Source organism: Streptomyces sp. NPDC048637 (genome assembly GCF_040650675.1).
GTDB lineage: Bacteria > Actinomycetota > Actinomycetes > Streptomycetales > Streptomycetaceae > Streptomyces.
Genome location: NZ_JBEZHQ010000019.1, coordinates 1 through 18,559, shown reverse-complemented (window position 1 = coordinate 18,559; position 18,559 = coordinate 1). Strand labels below are relative to the sequence as shown.

General features: G+C 69.2%; 10 protein-coding genes and 2 pseudogenes. 9 read left to right on the top strand and 3 right to left on the bottom strand.

Annotated features, from left to right (window positions below; all coding sequences use genetic code 11):
• The first annotated feature begins 422 nt into the window (after nucleotides 1-422).
• The 5 genes and pseudogenes from AB0C46_RS22990 (at nucleotide 423) to AB0C46_RS22970 (ending at nucleotide 5,573) form a co-directional block, all read left to right on the top strand.
• The gene (locus AB0C46_RS22990; protein WP_362830077.1) at nucleotides 423-1,022 is read left to right on the top strand and encodes a choice-of-anchor C family protein; all 600 of its coding nucleotides are present in this window, start codon (nucleotides 423-425) and stop codon (nucleotides 1,020-1,022) included.
• A gap of 690 nt (nucleotides 1,023-1,712) precedes the next feature.
• Nucleotides 1,713-3,257, top strand: coding sequence for an FMN-binding glutamate synthase family protein (locus AB0C46_RS22985; protein ID WP_362829914.1), 1,545 nt, complete (start codon nucleotides 1,713-1,715; stop codon nucleotides 3,255-3,257).
• A gap of 122 nt (nucleotides 3,258-3,379) precedes the next feature.
• Complete coding sequence (locus AB0C46_RS22980) at nucleotides 3,380-4,138, top strand: alpha/beta fold hydrolase (protein ID WP_311624425.1); 759 nt, start codon at nucleotides 3,380-3,382, stop codon at nucleotides 4,136-4,138.
• Nucleotides 4,139-4,286: 148 nt separating this feature from the next.
• Nucleotides 4,287-4,444 (top strand): annotated as a pseudogene (locus tag AB0C46_RS22975) (flavoprotein); the annotation flags it as partial.
• A gap of 334 nt (nucleotides 4,445-4,778) precedes the next feature.
• Nucleotides 4,779-5,573, top strand: coding sequence for an alpha/beta hydrolase (locus AB0C46_RS22970; RefSeq protein ID WP_362829911.1), 795 nt, complete (start codon nucleotides 4,779-4,781; stop codon nucleotides 5,571-5,573).
• A gap of 9 nt (nucleotides 5,574-5,582) precedes the next feature.
• Here AB0C46_RS22970 and AB0C46_RS22965 read toward each other — a convergent pair.
• Nucleotides 5,583-5,737 (bottom strand): annotated as a pseudogene (locus AB0C46_RS22965) (transporter); the annotation flags it as partial.
• Nucleotides 5,738-5,945: 208 nt separating this feature from the next.
• Between AB0C46_RS22965 and AB0C46_RS22960 the strand changes: the two are divergent.
• Nucleotides 5,946-7,127 (top strand): acyl-CoA dehydrogenase, encoded by a 1,182-nt coding sequence (locus tag AB0C46_RS22960; RefSeq protein ID WP_362829910.1) that lies wholly within the window; start codon nucleotides 5,946-5,948, stop codon nucleotides 7,125-7,127.
• 182 nt (nucleotides 7,128-7,309) lie between these two features.
• On the opposite strand, the gene AB0C46_RS22955 is transcribed toward AB0C46_RS22960, so the two are convergent.
• Nucleotides 7,310-8,302, bottom strand: coding sequence for an AraC family transcriptional regulator (locus tag AB0C46_RS22955; RefSeq protein WP_362829908.1), 993 nt, complete (start codon nucleotides 8,300-8,302; stop codon nucleotides 7,310-7,312).
• 514 nt (nucleotides 8,303-8,816) lie between these two features.
• Here AB0C46_RS22955 and AB0C46_RS22950 point away from each other — a divergent pair.
• The 3 genes from AB0C46_RS22950 to AB0C46_RS22940 all read left to right on the top strand — a co-directional run bounded on the left by AB0C46_RS22950 (nucleotide 8,817) and on the right by AB0C46_RS22940 (nucleotide 15,304).
• Nucleotides 8,817-10,037, top strand: a complete 1,221-nt coding sequence (locus AB0C46_RS22950; RefSeq protein WP_362829906.1) for a styrene monooxygenase/indole monooxygenase family protein — start codon at nucleotides 8,817-8,819, stop codon at nucleotides 10,035-10,037.
• A 77-nt stretch (nucleotides 10,038-10,114) separates the two neighbouring features.
• Nucleotides 10,115-11,839, top strand: a complete 1,725-nt coding sequence (locus AB0C46_RS22945) for a flavin reductase (RefSeq protein ID WP_362829904.1) — start codon at nucleotides 10,115-10,117, stop codon at nucleotides 11,837-11,839.
• 429 nt (nucleotides 11,840-12,268) lie between these two features.
• Nucleotides 12,269-15,304, top strand: coding sequence for a BTAD domain-containing putative transcriptional regulator (locus AB0C46_RS22940; RefSeq protein ID WP_362829903.1), 3,036 nt, complete (start codon nucleotides 12,269-12,271; stop codon nucleotides 15,302-15,304).
• A gap of 64 nt (nucleotides 15,305-15,368) precedes the next feature.
• On the opposite strand, the gene AB0C46_RS22935 is transcribed toward AB0C46_RS22940, so the two are convergent.
• A partial coding sequence (locus AB0C46_RS22935; protein WP_362829902.1) for an amino acid adenylation domain-containing protein occupies nucleotides 15,369-18,559 on the bottom strand: 3,191 nt, incomplete at its 5' end.

Here is an 18,559-nt window from a genome sequence, read left to right as displayed (position 1 = left end):
TCGTGGCCCGCTCCGAGACCTGGCATCGGGTGATCACGTTCGTGCCAATGACCGGGTACGTGGTGGCTTTTGGCCTGGTCGTGGTGGCGGCGGCCAGTTTGTGGCTGGCCACGACGCTACTGAAGCCCGGCCGCCCGGTACCGGTGGTGCACGGCGCGGGACTGACGAGTGGCGGAAGACGTGGAACGAGCGGAATGGCCTCTGGATCAGTCAGCGGCCACTCGCATCTGGTGACGTGCCCGCGGCCGGCGCTGGCTGATTTTTATCGGCGCGCTGATGCGCGAGCGCGGCGCGCGACGGGAAACTCACCAGGGCCATTACCCCCGGGCGCCGTCTTCGCGATCTGTCCCTGGCGAGGCCCGCGCTACAGACTTCGTGTGCTCCACCAGTACGCCCGAATGCCTTCTCGCCTGGAGGAACTCATGGTGTCCTTACGCGCATGCGTCACAACCGTTGCCGCTGCCGGCCTGCTGGCTCTCATGCCCGGTACCGCGCTGGCGGCCCCGGTCGCGCTCGATGACGGCAGCTTCGAATACCCGACCGCCCCTGCGAACTCCTTCAGTGCGCTGACGGCGGGGCAGTCCATCGGTCCCTGGACGATCGACAGCGGTTCGGTGGACCTGATCGGCAGCGGCTTTTGGCAGGCGGCTGACAGGGAGCAGTCCGTCGACCTCAACGGCCAGGGCCCGGGCAAGGTGTCGCAGACCTTCACGACGACAGCGGGCAAGACGTACACGGTGTCCTACGCACTGGCCGGCAACCCGGCGGGCAATCAGGGCGTGAAGACAGGTCAGGTTCTCATCGACGGACAGAACTTCCAGAACTTCTCGTTCGACACCACGGGCAAGACCTTTGCCCGGATGGGTTACGTGGGACGTCAGGTGACGTTCGTGGCCACCGGTGCCTCCACGACCTTGTCGTTCGCCAGCACCACTGCCGGCGGCGCCTACGGTCCGGTGATCGACAACGTGAGGGTCGGGTCCTGCTGCTCCTGCTCTTCCTGCTCCTCCTGCTCCGGCTGACCGAAGCCACGACAGCCCGTCCGCGGGCGAGCCGCCGATCATGGCCGAAAGGCTGACAGGAGACCGAGCTCGATGACGCGACGCCGTACGCGAAGGTGATCCTGCGGTGCGGCGTGCTGTTCTGTCCGCGCCCGAACAGCCCCGAGCCCCGGCCTCCGAGGGTGGAGGCCGGGGCCAACACGCCATCGTCGGCTTCACACCGGGATCCCACACCATCGCCTTGCGGCTGCCAGACGCGAGCAACGATCACTGACACACGACCGGCTGCCCCCGCGAAAGACGACACCCTCATTCTGTTGGTCGTTCTTCGCGCCGGTGGTGGTCGAGGCGCCGTGGCCGGTGACGGCCCTCTCCATCGCGGTGACGGGCAAGGCCGTCCTCCCGGTGAAACGGGTGCGGCCCGGAGATGTTGAACGTGCCGGTCACGGTGGCGTGCCGTCGTAGCCCGCCGGGCGCAAAGGCCCCACCGGAGCACTCCGCGGCGAAGCCTGCTCGTCTCGTGTGCTCTCACACCGCTCTCACCGGCTGTGCGGACTCCCCCAGACAACCCTCTATCCGGGCGAGCCCCTAATATCATTTGGCGTCCTCCGACGGACGCTGCCGCCTGCTGGGTCGTGCTCGCCGCCCAACGCCCGGCACGACGACTCCACCGCATGGCAATGGAGTCGAGCACCGAGGAGAGGAACGTTCATGCGCGCCCGGACCATCGCCACGGCCACCGCAACAGCATTGGCACTGGTGGCCGCTCGTGACCTTGTCCAGAAGAAGCACGCATTGCTCCGGAACTTCCCCGTGCTCGGTCACGCCCGGTACCTGTTGGAGACGATCGGGCCTGAGCTGCGGCAGTACATAGTGACCTCCAACGACGAGGAGCGCCCGTTCAGTCGTGACCAGCGCACCTGGATCTACGCGTCGGCGAAGGGGGAGAACAACTACTTCGGGTTCGGCACCGACAACGACGTTGAACACATGCAGGGGCACGCTTACCTGAAGCAGCGCACGTTCGCCGGCACGCTGCCCGACATGGACGACCCGCAGGCCCCACTGCCGTCAGCCAAGGTGCTGGGCGGGCCGCGCGGGCGCGCCAAGGCGTTCCGACCGGCGAGCGTGGTGAACATCTCGGCGATGAGCTTCGGATCGCTCTCCGGCGCGGCGATCACGGCGCTCAACAAGGGGGCGGCGCTGGCGGGCACCCTGCAGAACACGGGTGAGGGCGGTCTCTCGCCGTACCACCGCAACGGCGGCGACCTCGTCCTGCAAATCGGTACGTCCTACTTCGGCTGCCGCAACGAGGACGGCAGCTTCAACATCGACAAGCTCAAGGATGTGGTCGCCGGCGCCCCGGTCAAGGCGATAGAGATCAAGCTCTCCCAGGGTGCCAAGCCCGGGCTGGGCGGAATGCTGCCGGGCGCGAAGGTGACCCCGGAAATCGCCGAGATCCGTGGCATCCCGCTCGGCGAGGACTGCGCTTCCCCGTCCCGGCACACCGCGTTCGGCGACGTCGACTCGATGCTCGACTTCGTCGAACTGCTCGCCACCGAGACCGGCCTGCCGGTCGGGATCAAGAGCGCGGTGGGAGAGATGGAGTTCTGGCAGGAGCTGGCCACGCTGATGGCGCGTGGTGACCGTGGTGTCGACTTCGTGACCGTCGACGGCGGCGAGGGCGGTACCGGGGCGGCGCCGCTCACCTTCTCCGACTCGGTGTCGCTGCCCTTCCGGATGGGCTTCTCCCGGGTCTACGGCGCCTTCGCCGAGCTGGGGCTGACCGACGACCTGACTTTCATCGCCTCCGGCAAGCTCGGCCTGCCCGAGAACGCCGCGGTCGCCTTCGCTCTGGGTGCCGACATGATCAACGTGGCCCGTGAGGCGATGCTGTCGATCGGCTGCATCCAGGCGCAGAAGTGCCACACCGACAAGTGCCCCACCGGCATCGCCACCCAGAGCCCGTGGCTGGCCCGCGGCCTCGACCCGACCTCGAAGGCCACCCGGGCCGCCGTCTACCTGCGCACCCTCCGCAAGGAGCTGAAGAAGGTCTCGGCGGCCGTCGGCGTCGCCCACCCGGCGCTCATCACCGCCACCGACATCGAGATCATGAACGGCGACTACGAGGCCCGCACCCTGGCCGGCGTCTACGGCTACAAGGACGGCTGGGGCGAGCTCGGCCCGCACCTCGCCGCGAAGATCACCGCGCTGCTCACCGCCGAGCAGTCCTCCGATCAGACGCCGACCGCCTGACGCACCGATCACGGCAGGCACCGCGCTCGCCGCTCCCCTGCCCGGAGCGCGCGCGTGGCGCCGGCCTGTGTCACCCTCGTCTTCCCTGCTCCACGAACAGCCCCTGCCTAGGTGATCACAACATGAGCGAAAAAGTGAGATTCCCGAGCGTCGTCGGCCCCGAACTGGCCGGCGCGATCGACCTGCCGGACGGCGAGATCCGCGGCTGGGGGATCTTCGTGCACGGATTCACGCTCGGCAAGGGCTCGCCGGCCGCGTCGCGCGTCAGCAAGCAGCTGGCACGCGAGGGGATCGGAATGCTGCGCTTCGACAACCTCGGGATCGGGGACTCCGACGGCGACTGGGGGGACGGTTCCTTCACCGTCAAGGTCCAGGACACGATCCGTGCCGCAGCCATGATGGCGGAGCGAGGGACTCCGGCAGACCTACTGGTGGGGCACTCATGGGGAGGCGCCGCCGTCCTCGCCGCGGCGGCCGAGGCAACCGGCGTCCGCGCGGTCGCCACGATCGGGGCGCCGGTCGATCCCAGCCACGTCGAGCGACAGTACGACGCGGTCGTGGATCGCGTGCTCAGCGAAGGGTCGCACGAGTGGTTCGTCGGCGGGAGGACCCTGGTCCTCAAGCGCGCCTTCGTCGAAGACGTCCGCCGTGCTCACCTGCGGGACCGGATCGGCGAGTTGGACCTGCCGCTGCTCGTCCTGCATTCGCCGACCGACAACACCGTCGACATCGCCAACGCCGGGGAGATCTTCCGCGAGGCACGACACCCGCGAAGCTTCGTCTCACTCGAAGGCGCAGACCATCTCCTGACCGCCCGAGGACAAGCACAGCGAGCCGCCCACATAATCAGCGCCTGGGCCGACCAGTACATCCACGGGTGACGGCCCGTAGGAGAGACATCTCCGGTGGCTAAGCGCTCGCTCGGACAGGTACGGGGTCAGGGTCCAGGTACGGGGTCGGGGTCCAGGTACGTGTCAGGGGCGCGGGTGGGGCGGTCTTCCCAGCGGTGGCGAAGAACCCTCCCTCTACATCGTCGTGTGCGCCGCGGGAATCGCCGCCGCCGTCGGCAAGCTGATCACGTCCGCCCAGGAAGCGAACTGGGACGTCGACGTCGTCGCCCCCCTCAGCCCCTCGGCTTCGTCGACGCATCCGCCATCGAGGCCCAGTCTGGCTTCCCGATCCGTTCGGTCTAGAGTACCCGCGGAGAGCCCCACCCGCTGCTGACGGCAACAACCCCCCAGCCGTCGGCCTGGGGGACGCCGACTACACGCCACCCCACTCTCGGGGTGCGTTCCGAGGGCCCGCATTGCGGATCCCCGCGCGACGCGGGCCTTCCAACGGGATGGAGCTCCGCCGGATTCCGCGCAACGAGGTTGATGTGGAATTCAGTTGGCGGATTAGCGCGGCGCTTGGCGAGTCGAGCGCGATAGGTGGCGGCGTGTGCGCGGCGCACCGAGATTCACACGAGCGTCTTGTACGTGCGTCTTGTACGTGCGTATAGATCTACTCTACGGTGAAGCCATGGACACCGACATCGCCAAGCGCTCCGCGCTCACCGTCGACGGCCGCGCCCTTTCCTACGTGGACTTCGGCGGCCCCGGCCGCCCGCTGCTCGCCCTGCACGGGCATATGTCCGAGGGCCTGTCGTACGCCGACCTCGCCGCCCGTCTCGCCCCGGAGTGGCGAGTCGTAGCCCCCGATCAGCGGGGCCACGGCGAGTCCGACCGGGCGGCCGACTACAGCCGGGAGGGCTACCTCGCCGACCTGGAAGCCCTCATGGATCACCTGGGTCTGGACCGGGCGGCCCTCCTCGGCCACTCGCTCGGCGCGATCAACGCCTACCAGTTCGCAGCCCGCCACCCCGAGCGCGTCACCGCGCTGATCAATGCCGAGGGATGCGCCGAACTCGGCCTGGACGGCAGCAATCCGCTGGCGTTCGTCCTGAACCTGCCGGAGGGCAGCGCCCCCGACCGGGAGGCGTTCGTCGCGCAACTCGGCCCGCTCGCACCGCACTTCGAGTCAGCGGTCCGCGAGCGGCCGGACGGCACCTGGGGCCTGCACTTCCGCCCCCAGGACATCTACGACTCCGAGGACCAAGTACACGGCGACCACTGGGCCGACTGGACCGGCTCCACCTGCCCGGCGCTGCTGGTGCGTGGCGCCAGGGGCGGCGTGCTGCCAGCGGAGCAGGCAGCACAGATGGTCACCCGACGCCCCGGCACCCACCTCGTCGAGCTGGAGACCGACCACTTCGTATACGCCAACGACCCGGCCTGCTTCGCGACTGCGGTCCGCGGCTTCCTCGCCGCGGTCTAACGCCCACCGCTACACCGCGCCATAGCTGGGCCGGAACAGGTCCTGGGCTCCCTCCAGGTCCCCAACCGCACCTCCAAACTGCCCGTGCCGTGGTGGCCGAGTCCCGGCACGTCCCGGGTGAACCCGGGGACCGGGTCGACGTTCTTCGGGTCGGTCGTGAGGTAGTTCCTGCGCTTACACCCCCGGCCTGGACCACCTGGACCGCACGGGCACCGAGTTTGGCCACGTACCTCGAACGGCGGCTCACGGCGCAGATCGAGCGGTAACACCTCGCCTCGGTACGCGAATTCCTTGGCCAGGTCGAGGAACTGTGCGGCTCCTCCTCCCTTATGGTGACGCTGACTCAATACTGATAGCGAGGAGCAACCATCCATGGCGGTCTCGATCGGATTGCATGTCAGCCCGGAATTTCCCGCGATGCTCGAGCGGATTGACGCTCTCGGCGGGGTACTTGAGGCGGAGGCGGAAGCGGCCGAGGAACTCGGCAGACTCACCGAGGACATCGGGCGGGCGTTGCTGGGTGCTGGGGTCGTGGGGGCCGCACTGCCGCAGAGCCTCGGCGGCTACGAGTTCTCCCCACGCCAATTGATAGAGACAGTCGAGCGGGTCAGTTACCACGATTCCGCGGCCGGTTGGACGATGATGGCGCTGCAGTTGATGACCGGGACCACTGCGGCCTATCTCGATACCGTTGCGGCGGCCGACTTGTTCCCGGATGTCGCGGGTGGGGACCACGCGTTGTTGGCCGGGCACGGCACCCGGCCCGGCCGGGCCGTCCCGGTGGAGGGTGGCTATCTGGTGAGCGGCAGTTGGCAGTTCGCCTCCGGTATGGCGCACGCCACCCATATCCACAGTGCGATCCAGGTCGAGGGCACCGGGGAGCTGCGGGTGCTGGCGATGCCCAAGTCGCAGGTGGAACTCGTCGACAACTGGGATGTGCTCGGGCTGCGTGCGACGCACAGTATTGATTACCACTGCGCCGATGTGCTTGTCCCGGCGACGTGCACCTATCTCGCCACGACGACGAACCCGGCCAACGGCGGCGCGATCTACCGCCTCGGATTGGTCAACATGTCCGCCATCGGACACACCGGTTGGGCACTCGGTGTCGGGCGGCGCCTGCTCGATGAACTGAAATTGGTCGCCGCGGCCAAATCCGGCACACGTAACGCCGCCGTCGACACCACGCAGTTCCACGCGGCGTACGCGACCGCCGAAGCCAAGCTCCGTTCGGCACGGGCGTGGGCGATGGAGGTATGGCGAGATATCGAAGGCACCCTGGATGCAGGGGAGTTGCCAAGTACCGAGCAGGACACTCTGCTCAGGCTGGCGCTCAACCACGCGACGTGGACCGTGCAGGACGTGGGTCAGACGGTGCACCGATGGGCGGGGACGGCGGCGATCCGGCGCGGGCCGATCGACCGGTTTCTGCGTGATCTCGGCACCGGTACCCAGCACATCACCTCAAGCCCCACGGTCCTGCAGAACTGCGGGAAATGGCTCAGCGGCGCGCAACCCCAAGCGCACTGGGAATTTCTCGACTTGACGCCGTGACCACCAGGTCGGCGAGTGCGCACCGGTACGAAAGGGAGCCGGCGTTCGCCCGGCTCCCGGATTTCATGGTGCCTGTTGCGACGCCACCGCTTGGCAGCGGGGTCAAAGTCGATGCGTCATCTGCCACGACCTCGACCGGCTGTCCGGCAGCCCCGGGGCCGGGAAGACCTCATCGATTTCTCCTATGACCGCAACGTCTCCGAAGGCGACTCCCCGAACTGGTGGCGGTACGCGAGTGAGAATCGACCCGGGTGCAGGAAGCCCCAGCGGGAGGCGACGGCCGTGACGGTCGCGGCACCAGGGTCGGAGGCCAGGAGTTCCTTGCGTACGCGGTCCAGGCGGACCTCGCGCAGGTACGCGAGCGGTGTCGTGTCGAGGTGCCGGCGGAAGCCTTCCTGAAGGGCCCGTACGCCGACGCCGACGCATTCCGCGATCTCTGCGACCGTGAGCGGCTCGGCGGCGTGTCCCTCGATGACCTCCATGGCGCGGCGGACCGCGGGCGGTGCGACGCGCGGCTGCTCGCCCAGCAGCGCCGACGTGTAGTTGTTGGGCTGGGCCATCAGCAGCTGGGTCATGAGGAGTGATTCAAGTTGCTTTGTCACGAGGGGCTGGCTTGTCATCCCACCAGGCCCCTCCGCCTCCCGGCGCATGAGGTCGACGATGTTGAGCCAGGATCGGGAGCCCGGCGTGGTGAGGTTCATGCCGAGCGAGAAGAAGAGCGGGCGGCGCACGGTGCGGCCGAGCAAACTGCCCAGGTGCGATTCCAGTGACGATCGGTCGAACCACACGATCAGCTGCGGATTGCCGTCACCCCAGCGCATGTCCAACTTTCCGGTCGGAGAGGGGACAGAAGCGAGTTCTGGGGAGGAAATGATCTCCTCGCGGCCACAGGTGATTTCGGCGTAACCGGCGAGCGGGATCTGAACGAGGAAAAAGCTCTCCAGATCGCCCGGTGTGATCCGGACTTCCGTTCCGTAATCGAGGTAATAGAGACCTGTCCGATCGAAGGGTGCGCCGTGCAGCCGGGCGTCGAGCGTCGCCGAGCGCCGCATGATGCGCAGCTCATGCGGACAGAAGGCACGGCCGACCTCGGCCCGTGCCTCCCAAATGTCCGCTGTATGGAACCGCTGGTGATTTGCGAGGGGGGACTTTTCAGCGGGCATGTAAACCTCCACCGCCGAGATGCGCGATCGGGACAGCAACCCGCGTGATCCGGATAGCGACGGTGATCTTGCCATACCAAGATTGAGCCCTGACCACCGCGGACCCCGAGAAAATCCTGGGAATCAGCAATGCAGGGAGTGCCGGGCCGGACTGCGCTCGTCAGAGGCGGAGTCACGCCCAGTGGACAGCCCGTCGCATGCGTGCTGCGCGTATTACGCGCGACTGGCGCGGCGAGGGCCGCCTCTGCCGTACCCGCGCACGTCGCGGCACCCTTGCCTCTGCTGCCCCGGCTCGCCGATTCGGCCGGGCCCCTTTAGCCGGCCGGGTTACCCGGGCCCATCCCCCGGTCCTACGGGTGACCCGGCCTCCCACGGCTGCCCGCCGGCCCCCCTCCGGCGGGCAGCCGCATTCCACACCACCGCCGCCCGCTCGTTGACGCCGCCACGTGCCGAAACGCTGCACAGCGCACGGCACTGCACGGCCCCGCTCAAGAAACCGCACACCCAACCCCCGGAGATCCCCCTCATGCGCAAGATCACCATCGTCGGAGCCGGCCAGGCCGGTCTCCAGCTCGGCATCGGCCTGATCAACCACGGTTTTGACGTCACCCTCGTGTCCAACCGCACCGGGGACCAGATCCGCGAGGGCCGGGTCATGTCCAGCCAGGCCATGTTCGGCACCGCGCTGGCCCACGAGCGCAACCTCGGCCTCGACTTCTGGGGCGACGCCTGCCCGTCCATTGCCGGTCTCGGCGTGAGCATCGCCGACGGCCAGGGTGGCCGGGCGCTCTCCTTCGACGCCCGCCTCGATGCCACCGCCCGTTCCATCGACCAGCGCGTCAAAATGCCGCTCTGGATGGGCGAGTTCGCGCGCCGCGGCGGCCGTCTGGACCTCTGCGAGGCCGGCATCGAGGACCTGGAGCGCTACGCCGCCGAGTCCGACCTGGTCATCGTCGCGGCCGGCAAGGGCGAGATCGCCGGGCTGTTCGAGCGGGACGCCATGCGTTCCCCGTACGACGCTCCGCAGCGCGCGCTGGCCCTGGCGTACGTCACCGGCATGGCAGCGCTGCCCGACCGCCCCGGCGTCAGCTTCAACGTCATCCCCGGTGTGGGTGAGTACTTCACCATGCCCAGCCTCACCACCAGCGGCCCTTGCGACATCATGTTCTTCGAGGGCATCCCGGGCGGCCCGCTCGACTGCTTCGACGGGCTCACCCCCCACCAGCAGCTGGCGAAGTTCCAGGAGCTGCTGCGGACGTACGTTCCGTGGGAGGCCGAGCGCTGCACCGATATCACGCTCACCGACGGGAACGGCACCCTCGCGGGCCGCTTCGCGCCCACCGTCCGCAAGCCCGTCGCCACGCTGCCCTCCGGCGCGCAGGTGCTCGGCCTCGCCGATGTCGTCGTCCTCAACGACCCGATCACCGGCCAGGGGTCCAACAACGCCTCGAAGTGCGCGGCCTCCTACCTCGCCACCATCCTGGACCACGGCGAGCGCCCGTACGACGCCGCATTCATGGAGCTGGCCTTCGGCCGCTTCTGGGACAACGCGGAGTCCGCCACGGCCTGGACCAACGCGATGCTCGGCGCCCCGCCGCAGCACGTCCTGGAGATCTTCGGCGCGGCGAGCGCCAACTCCCGTATCGCCGCCCGCTTCGTCAACGGCTTCGATGACCCGCGCGACTTGCTCCGCTGGTTCATGGACCCGGTCGCCGCGAAGAACTATCTGACCGAGGTCGGCGCCTGAACGGCCGTCAAGAGCGGACCACAGCAAACGGACGCCAAATCAGCGATAGATACGTCACGAGAGCAGGACAGCAGGACATGAGAAGGATCGCGGTGGTCGGCGCCGGGCAGGCGGGTGCCCAACTCGCCCTGGGACTCCAGGCGCACGGTTATGACGTCACCTTGGTCACCGACCGCGACCCCGATGAGATACGTCGCGGCCCGGTCATGTCCAGCCAGTGCATGTTCGACACCGCGCTGCAGAGCGAGCGCGATCTCGGCCTGCATCACTGGGAGGACCAGGCCCCGGACATCTCCGGCATCGCGTTCTCTCTCATCGGTCCGCACGGTACTCCGGACGTCACCTGGCGCGCGCCGCTGGAGGGCCCTGCGCACTCCGTCGACCAGCGGGTGAAGTCTGCCGCCTGGATCGAGCAGTTCGCGGACGGCGGCCGCGGCGAGGTCGTGCTGCACGAGGCGGGCGTCAACGACCTCGAATGGTACGCCCGTACGCACGATCTCGTCGTGGTCTCCACGGGCAAGGGCGAGCTGAGCCAACTCTTCCCGCGCAACTCCGAACTCTCCCCGTACGACCGGCCGCGCCGTGCGCTGGCTCTGACGTACGTCACGGGAACGGCACCGCGGGAGGGGGAGAACGCCGTCCACTACCGCCTGGTCCCCGGCGTCGGCGAATTCTTCTCCTTCCCGGCACTCACCACCACCGGCCCCTGCGACATCATGGTCTTCGAAGGAGTCCCCGGTGGCCCGATGGACTGCTGGGACGACATCCGCACGTCTGAAGGCCACCTCGCCCGCTCACTGGAAATCCTCCACCGGTTCTTCCCCGACGCATACGAGCACTACCGGCACTCCCGACTCACCGACAGCGGCGGTGTGTTGCGCGGCAGGCTCACTCCGACCGTCCGGCACCCCGTCGCCCGCCTGGCCTCCGGCCGGCACGTCCTCGGCATGGCCGACGCCGTCGTCCTCAACGATCCCATCACCGGCCAGGGTTCGAACAACGCGGCCCAGGCCGCGACCCACTACCTCGACAGCATCCTCCGCCACGGCACCGACGAATTCACCCCGCAGTGGATGCAGCGCACCTTCGACAACTTCTGGCGCGGCTGGGCTCAATGGGCCGTCGGCTGGACCAACTCCCTCCTGACCGAACTGAGTCCCCACCATCGCGACCTCCTGACAGCGGCGGGCGAAATCCCCTCTGTCGCCGGTGCGCTCGCCGCGGGATTCGACGACCCGCGCACCCTCTACCGCTGGTGGTTCGAGGAGGCCGAGGCGCACCGCTTCCTCGCCGAGAAGCGCGCCCAGCACGCCGCCCGCTTCGACGGCCGCGAACTGCGCCGTGCGCTGGGCCAGTACGCCACCGGAGTGACCGTGGTGACGGCCCGCGCCCCCGACGGCCGCAACGTCGGCATGACTGCGAACTCCTTCACCTCCGTCTCGTTGAACCCGCCCCTCGTCCTGTGGTGCCCCGGCAAAAACAGCCAGAGCCTCCCGGACTTCACCGACGCCTCGCACTTCGCCGTCCACATACTGGCCGCCGACCAGCACCACCTCTCCCGCCAGTTCGCCACCCCGGCCGACGACAAATTCCGCGGTACCCCTACCACCCCCGGCATCGCCGGCACCCCCCTCCTGGAGGGCGCGGTCGCCCGCTTCCAATGCCGCACCGTCCAACGCCTCGACGCGGGCGACCACATCATCTTCCTCGGCGAGGTCGAACAGTACGAGGCCGACGGCGGCACCCCTCTGGTGTTCCACTCGGGGTACTACCAGGTGGCGACGAAGCATCCAGATCTTTGAACGCGAGTTACCTACCCCCAGCATGCGGTTAGCTGAAGGCAAGATCCGGACCATGCACGGACCAACGCTCTGCCGACTTCAGTGTCCAAGAAGCCCAAGGTCATCAAAGCCGACGGGCTCCATCGACTGGCTGAGTCCGCAACGTCCCGGGCCCGGTCGTTAGCGAGACATCAGCCGCGCGTAAGCCAATCGCCAGCGGGTCCGGCCAGGCTGGTCTCACAGCAGGAAAGCGACTCCGCACGCCCCGCACGATCACACGGGGGACCTCAGCATGCGCACATCCCGCATCAGCGCCACCGCCCTGGCCGGCGCCACCGCCACCGCCACCGCCACCGCCGAAGATCGGTATTCCGGTAGGCAATTGGCCGTACTCGTGAGCGCTGGTATGCCAACACAAGTTTTTTACCGGTTAGTTGGTATACAGGAGCAATGTCATACTTATCCGCACTGCACGGAGTGGCCCATCTCCGGCTGCTCGGTCCTGTCGAATATGTTTCGGCTCACGGAACGGCCGGACGGCCCGGAGCGCCGGGGCCGCAGGCCGTGCTGGCGGCGCTGGCACTCCGTGCGGGGACCCTGGTGACGATCGACCAGCTGGTGGACGGTCTGTACGACGAAGATCCGCCTGTCTCCGCCCGCCGAGTGATCGTGAACTATGTCCATCGGCTGCGGACATACCTCGACCGCGCGCACACCGCGGGCGGGGAGGGCGGCGCCCAAGCAGGTGGAGACGGTGGAGCCACCGTCATCGGGACCATGGCGGACGGCTATGTCCTGCGGCTGCCGGCCGAGCGTATCGACGCTCTGCGCTTCGGCCAACTCGCCCTGCAGGCCAGGCGCGAGGCCGCAGACGGCGATCCCGCATACGCCTCATCCGTCCTGCAGGGGGCGCTCGGTATGTGGCAGGGCCCGGCGCTGGCCGGGCTTCCCGGACCCTACGCACAGGAACAGCGCCGGGCACTGGCCGAACAGCGGGCCTCGGCGACAGAGCACCACCTGGAGCTGTCGCTGGCGTGCGGGCGCCATGAGGAGGTGGTGCCGGAGATCCTGCGTGCTCTGGAGGCCTATCCGTACCGGGAGCGGCTGCACGGTGCGCTGATGCTGGCCCTGTACCGGTCAGGGCGGAGCGCCGATGCGCTGCTGGCCTACGATCGCGCCCGCCAGGTACTCGCGGACGAGCTGGGCATCGATACGGGCCCTGCCCTCGACGAGCTGCACGCCGCGGTTTTGGCGGGTGACCGGACTCTCTTGGCGGTTCCTGATACGGCGAGGGTCGCTGCCGCCCCGGCCGACGTGCCGGTACGGCGGGCCGTCCCGGCGCTGGGGGTGCCTGCCCAGTTGCCGGCCGTACCGTGCGACTTCACCGGGCGGCACGACGAGGTCTGCACGCTGGTCGCCGCGCTCAGCGGGAATACCCCGCACCCCGTCGCGGTCATCACCGGGATGGGCGGTATCGGCAAAACCTCACTGGCACTGCGCACCGGGCATGCGGTCATGGGGGCCTTCCCCGATGGCCAGCTGTACGCCGAACTGCGCACACCGTGCGGATCTCCTGGTGACCCGGCCGAAGTTCTGGCCGGTTTCCTGACCGCGCTGGGCGTGCCGCACGACCGCCTCCCCGCTTCGGTGAGCAACCGCGCGGCGCTGTTCCGCACCCTGCTGTCGGACCGTGCCGTGCTGGTAGTGCTGGACAACGCCTCCAGCGTCGCCCAGGTGGAACCGCTGCTGCCCGGCGCCGACCAGTGCGCGGTATTGGTCACCGCCCGCGCCCTGGCGGCGCTGCCGGCCGCCGTCAAGGTGTCGCTGAAGGGCCTCGCACCCCACGATTCCATGGACCTGATCGGCAAGGTCGCCGGTACCCGGCGGATCGAGGAGGAGCCGGACGCCGTCGCGGCACTCGCCGCCGCCAGCGGCTACCTGCCGTTGGCGCTGCGGGCGATCGGCGCTCGACTCGCACTCCGGCCGGCCTGGCCCGTCGCCACGCTGCTGTCCCGGATGTCCGACGAGGCCAGGCTGCTCGGGGAACTGCGGGTGGGCGAGCTGACGGTCGAGGCGGTGTTCGAGCAGTCGTACGCGCAACTCTCCCCGCAGCGGGCCCGGGCGTTTCTGGAGTTGTCCCTTCCGCACTGCGTCGAGTTCGGTGTGAACGGCGCCGCCGCGGTTCTCGAACTGCCGGAGCGGGAGACGGAGGACGTCCTGGAAGCCCTGGTCGACGCCGTGCTCCTGGAGACCCGCGCACCGGGCCGCTACCGCTATCACGATCTGGTCGGGGCGTACGCGCGGGCGACGGCCCGAGTGGAGCTGACCGAGGAGGAGCGCCGCCACGTGGTGTGTCGCGCGGCCGACTTCATGTGTGCCAGTGTCGCCGGAGCGGTCCTGGCGTCCCAGCCGCTGGGCAGCCCGCTGACCGCTGAACTGCGACCGCGGCGGTCGGCGGGCGAGGACGTGGGGACCGGTCAGGAGGCGGTGAGGTGGATACGGGGCGCGCTGCCCACCGTGGCCGCGGTGGCAGAGCAGGCGGCCGGCAGCGGAGACCCGGAGGCGGTGGCGCTCGCCGTGGACGGGCTGATGCTGATGCCCTGCTTCGAGGAGACCGTGCCCCTCGGGACGCTGGCGCCGGCGGCCACCGCTCTGGTCCGGGCCGCGGTGGCGCACTGCGACGAGGACGTGGTGGGCACCGCTCATTACGCGGCCGGAGTGATCCTCAAGAAGCACTCCTCGCTCGACTGCATCGACCGTTCACGGGCGCATCTGCTGAAGGCGCTGGAGATCTTCGGCGATTCTCCCGCACCCGCCGATGGCAACCGGCCCTTCCTGACGGTTCTCTTCACCCATGCGATGCTGGCCCAACTCGACGTGATGCGCGCCGACTTCGCCTCGGCCCGCGCCCATGCGGAGCGGTCGGTGGAGATGGCGGCGGTCACCGGCGATCAGGGGCTGGTCACGCGGCGGCGTACCCTCCTGCTCCAGATCCTGGCCCAGGACCCCGACAGCAGGACGGACCTGGCCCGGATCGGCGCACAGTGCCGGGAGCTGGCCGGTCTGCTGACCTGTGGCAATGACGTGAAGTGGCTGATCCGGGTGTGGGCGACGGAGGCGGACACCCTGTTGTTCGGCGGCCGTCCCGCGGAGGCGGCCGCGCTCTACCGGCAGGTGCTGGAGCGGACCCGGACCAGCGGACATGCCCGGAACGAGACCGAGTGCCTGTACCGGCTCGCCGAGGCACTCCTGCTGACCGGGGACACCGATGCCGCCGTCGATTATGCGCGGCGTGCTCTTCAAGGCGCTCAACTCTTCCAGGAACACCTGCTGATGGCGCGCAGTCACCAGGCTCTCGGCAAAGCCCTGCAGGCGGTGCGGGCCACGCAGGAGGACGGGGAAGCGGCGGATCATCTGGAGAAGGCCGCCGAACTGTACCGGCTCCTCAGGCTTCATACGGGCGCCGGGGCCGTCGTCGGTCACTGATCGCGTCCCGCCCGGACACCTCTGGGATACGGGCGGGACGCGATCAACTGCGCGGGGTGTGGCCTCAGTCCCGGCGCCTGGCACACCAGTCGGCCAGCACCGGGCCGATCTGTGCGAGCTGCTCGGGGCGGGTCAGCTCGCCGTGCGCGCCACGTACGGGTGTCACGGCGATCCGGCCCGTCACGTGGGGCCGCCACGCCTGCGGCCGCTGCATGCCCGGAGCACGGCCCTCGGTGGCCTCGAAGAACAGCACATCACCCCGGAACGGGCGCGGAGCGAATCCGCTCTCCAGGCGACTGTTGCGCGCGAACACCCGGACCATGGCCGCCAGGCCTTGCTCCCCGAGCAGCGCGAGCGGGCCGGTCGCGTCGTCCGCCTGGTGCCCAAGAGAGTCGAACAGGGCCTGCCGCAGTACTTCCGCGTCCATCGCGTCACCCCCGTCCGTCCCGGGTCCCCGCCGCGTCACCCGGCCCTTGTCGTGACCGTCGACGGCCGTGCTCGGCGGGTAACTGTCCATCAGTAGCAGCGAGTTGACCTTTTGTCCGGCCTCCTGGAGCCGTACCGCCATCTCATGGGCAACCACCCCGCCGAAGGACCAGCCGAGGAGCGAGCAGGGGCCGTCCGGCTGTACCGACCTGATCTGCGCGAGGTACGCCTCCACCATCTCCGCCATGCTCCCCGGAGCCGCATCGGGCTCGGTGAGCCCGTGTGCCTGGAGGCCGTACACGGGCTGGTCGGGTGTCAGGTGGCGGAGCAGTCCGGAGTACACCCAGCTGACTCCGGCCGCCGGGTGGACGCAGAAGAGCGGCTCAGGCGGCGTGGCGCCCCGTGTGCGGGACGGTGTGCCCGCCCGGCGTACGGAGCGGAGCGGGAGCAGGACGGCGAGGGAGTCGTCGGGTGTGTCCTGCGAGAGCCGATCGGCGAGTCCGGCGACGGTGGGGGCATCGAACAGGGTCCGGATGCCCAGGTCGGCGCCGAGCACCGAACGCACCCGGGCGATCAGCCGGGTGGCAAGCATCGAGTGGCCACCCAGGGCGAAGAAGTCGTCGTCGATGCCCACGTCGGGCGCCCCGAGAACCTCCGCGAACAACCCGCACAACAGCTCCTCTCGCACGGTTCGCGGACCTCGGCGGTGCTCCGCCGCCGCCCCGTCACCCGGCGCCGGCAGCATCTGCCGGTCGAGCTTTCCGCGCGAGGTCAGCGGCAGGGCGTCCAGGAACACGAACGACGACGGCACCATGTGGCGGGGCAGCGACGCCGTCGCGAGGCGGCGTAGCTCCGGGGCGTCCGCCCAGCCCTGCACCGTGGGAACCACATAAGCCACCAGCTTGCGCTCCCCCGGCCGGTCCTCGCGGACGATCACGGTCACCTGGCGGACCGCGTCGTGTCCGGCGAGCACCGACTCCACCTCGCCGGGTTCGATCCGGAAGCCGCGGATCTTCACCTGGTCGTCGGTGCGGCCCACGTATTCCAGTACGCCGTCGGCGCGCCAGCGCGCCAGATCCCCCGTCCGGTACATACGCTCCCCCGGCTCTCCGAACGGGCAGGCCACGAACCGCTGCGCCGTCAGCCCCGGCCTGCCCAGGTAGCCGCGGGCCGTCCCCGCCCCGGCCAGATACAGCTCGCCGACCACCCCGGCGGGCAGGGGCCGCAGGCCCACGTCGAGGACGTACATACGGTTGTTGCCGATGGGCCGGCCGATCGCCGGCCGCTCGTGTTCGGCCGCCGCGAAGTACGAGACGTACACCGTGCACTCCGTCGGGCCGTAGCTGTTGAAGCCCTCGGTCCCGGATGCGGCGCGGAGTTCGCTCCACAGCGCCTGGTCGACGGCCTCGCCGCCGAGCTCGACGATGCTCGGTTGCGAGGGCTGCCCTGCGGACAGCATGCCCGCCGTCATCAGCTGCCGGCAGTACGTCGGCGAGATCTCCATGTAGTCGATGCCCGCGGCGCCGATGTACTCGACCATCGCCTCCGGGTCGCGGCGGACCTCGTCGTGCACGAGATGCAGTTCATGGCCGCCCAGCAGCCACAGGACCGGTTCCCAGGAGGAGTCGAAGGTCAGCGGCCCGGTCAGCAGTGCACGGAACCGGTGGTCCCCGGCGGCCGCCACCTGTGGCGCGAACACCGCGAAGTGGGCGTGGAACAGGTTGCTGAGGTTGCGGTGCTCCACCGCCACCCCCTTCGGCCGGCCCGTCGAACCCGAGGTGTAGATGACGTAGGCGAGATGGTCCGGGCGCAGCGGTACGGGCCGGTCCGCACGGCGCGGGTCGACCGACGCGTACCGGCTGAGGCTCTGGCGCATGGCCGGATCGTCGAGGACCAGAACCTCGAGCGAGGATTCGGCCCCCGGCCGGAGCCGGGCCGTGTTCTCCCTGTCGGTCAGCAGGAAGGCCGGCTCGGCGTCCGCCAGCATCAGGGCGATCCGGTCCTCGGGGTACTCCGGGTCCATGGGCACATAGCAGCAGCCCGCTTTGAACGCGGCCAGCAGCGCGACCATGTGCTCGCCGGCCCGTGGGAGCAGGGTCGCCACGCGCTGTTCCGGCCGGATGCCCTGGCCGATCAGCAGCCAGGCCAGCTGGTTCGCACGGGCATTCAGTTCCCCGAAGGTCAGGGTGCCGTCGGCGTCGACCACCGCCGTAGCATCGGGGCTGTTCCGTACGTGCTCCTCGAAGATCTCGTGCACCAGCCGGTCGTCCGGCAGCGGACGGGCGGTGTCGTTCCACCGGGAGAGGACGCGGACACGCTCCTGCGGGGAGAGCAGTTCCATCGCCCCGAGGGGAGTGTCCGGGGCGGCGCCGGCGAGGGTGAGGAGACGCAGCAGCCGCTGGGTCAGCGCCTCGGCGGAGGAACGTTCGAACAGGTCGGCCGAGTAGTGCAGCAGGCCGTCGATACCGCTGGGGGTGCCGTCGGCGCCGTGCCGCTCCGTGAAGGTGAAGTCGAGGTCGAATTTGGTAGGGGCGGTGTCGAGGGGTTGGGGGGTGATGGTGGTGCCGGGGAGATCGAGGGTGCCCTCGGCGTTGTTCTGGAGGACCAGCATGGTCTGGAAGAGGGGGTGGCGGGCGGTACTCCGGTCCGGATTCAGCTTCTCCACCAGCTGCTCGAACGGCAGATCCTGGTGGGCGAACGCCGCCAGATCACCTTCCCGAACCCGGCCCAACAGCTCACCGAACGACGGATCGCCCGACGTATCCGCCCGCAACACCAACGTGTTCACAAAGAACCCGACAATGTCGTCCAACGCCTGATCGGTCCGGC

What these genes read in the sequence shown, in the direction of transcription:
- AB0C46_RS22940 (WP_362829903.1), top strand. Translation starts at nt 12,269, where the DNA reads ATGTCATACTTATCCGCACTGCACGGAGTGGCCCATCTCCGGCTGCTC.
- AB0C46_RS22950 (WP_362829906.1), top strand. Translation starts at nt 8,817, where the DNA reads ATGCGCAAGATCACCATCGTCGGAGCCGGCCAGGCCGGTCTCCAGCTC.
- AB0C46_RS22960 (WP_362829910.1), top strand. Translation starts at nt 5,946, where the DNA reads ATGGCGGTCTCGATCGGATTGCATGTCAGCCCGGAATTTCCCGCGATG.
- AB0C46_RS22980 (WP_311624425.1), top strand. Translation starts at nt 3,380, where the DNA reads ATGAGCGAAAAAGTGAGATTCCCGAGCGTCGTCGGCCCCGAACTGGCC.
- AB0C46_RS22945 (WP_362829904.1), top strand. Translation starts at nt 10,115, where the DNA reads ATGAGAAGGATCGCGGTGGTCGGCGCCGGGCAGGCGGGTGCCCAACTC.
- AB0C46_RS22990 (WP_362830077.1), top strand. Translation starts at nt 423, where the DNA reads ATGGTGTCCTTACGCGCATGCGTCACAACCGTTGCCGCTGCCGGCCTG.
- AB0C46_RS22970 (WP_362829911.1), top strand. Translation starts at nt 4,779, where the DNA reads ATGGACACCGACATCGCCAAGCGCTCCGCGCTCACCGTCGACGGCCGC.
- AB0C46_RS22985 (WP_362829914.1), top strand. Translation starts at nt 1,713, where the DNA reads ATGCGCGCCCGGACCATCGCCACGGCCACCGCAACAGCATTGGCACTG.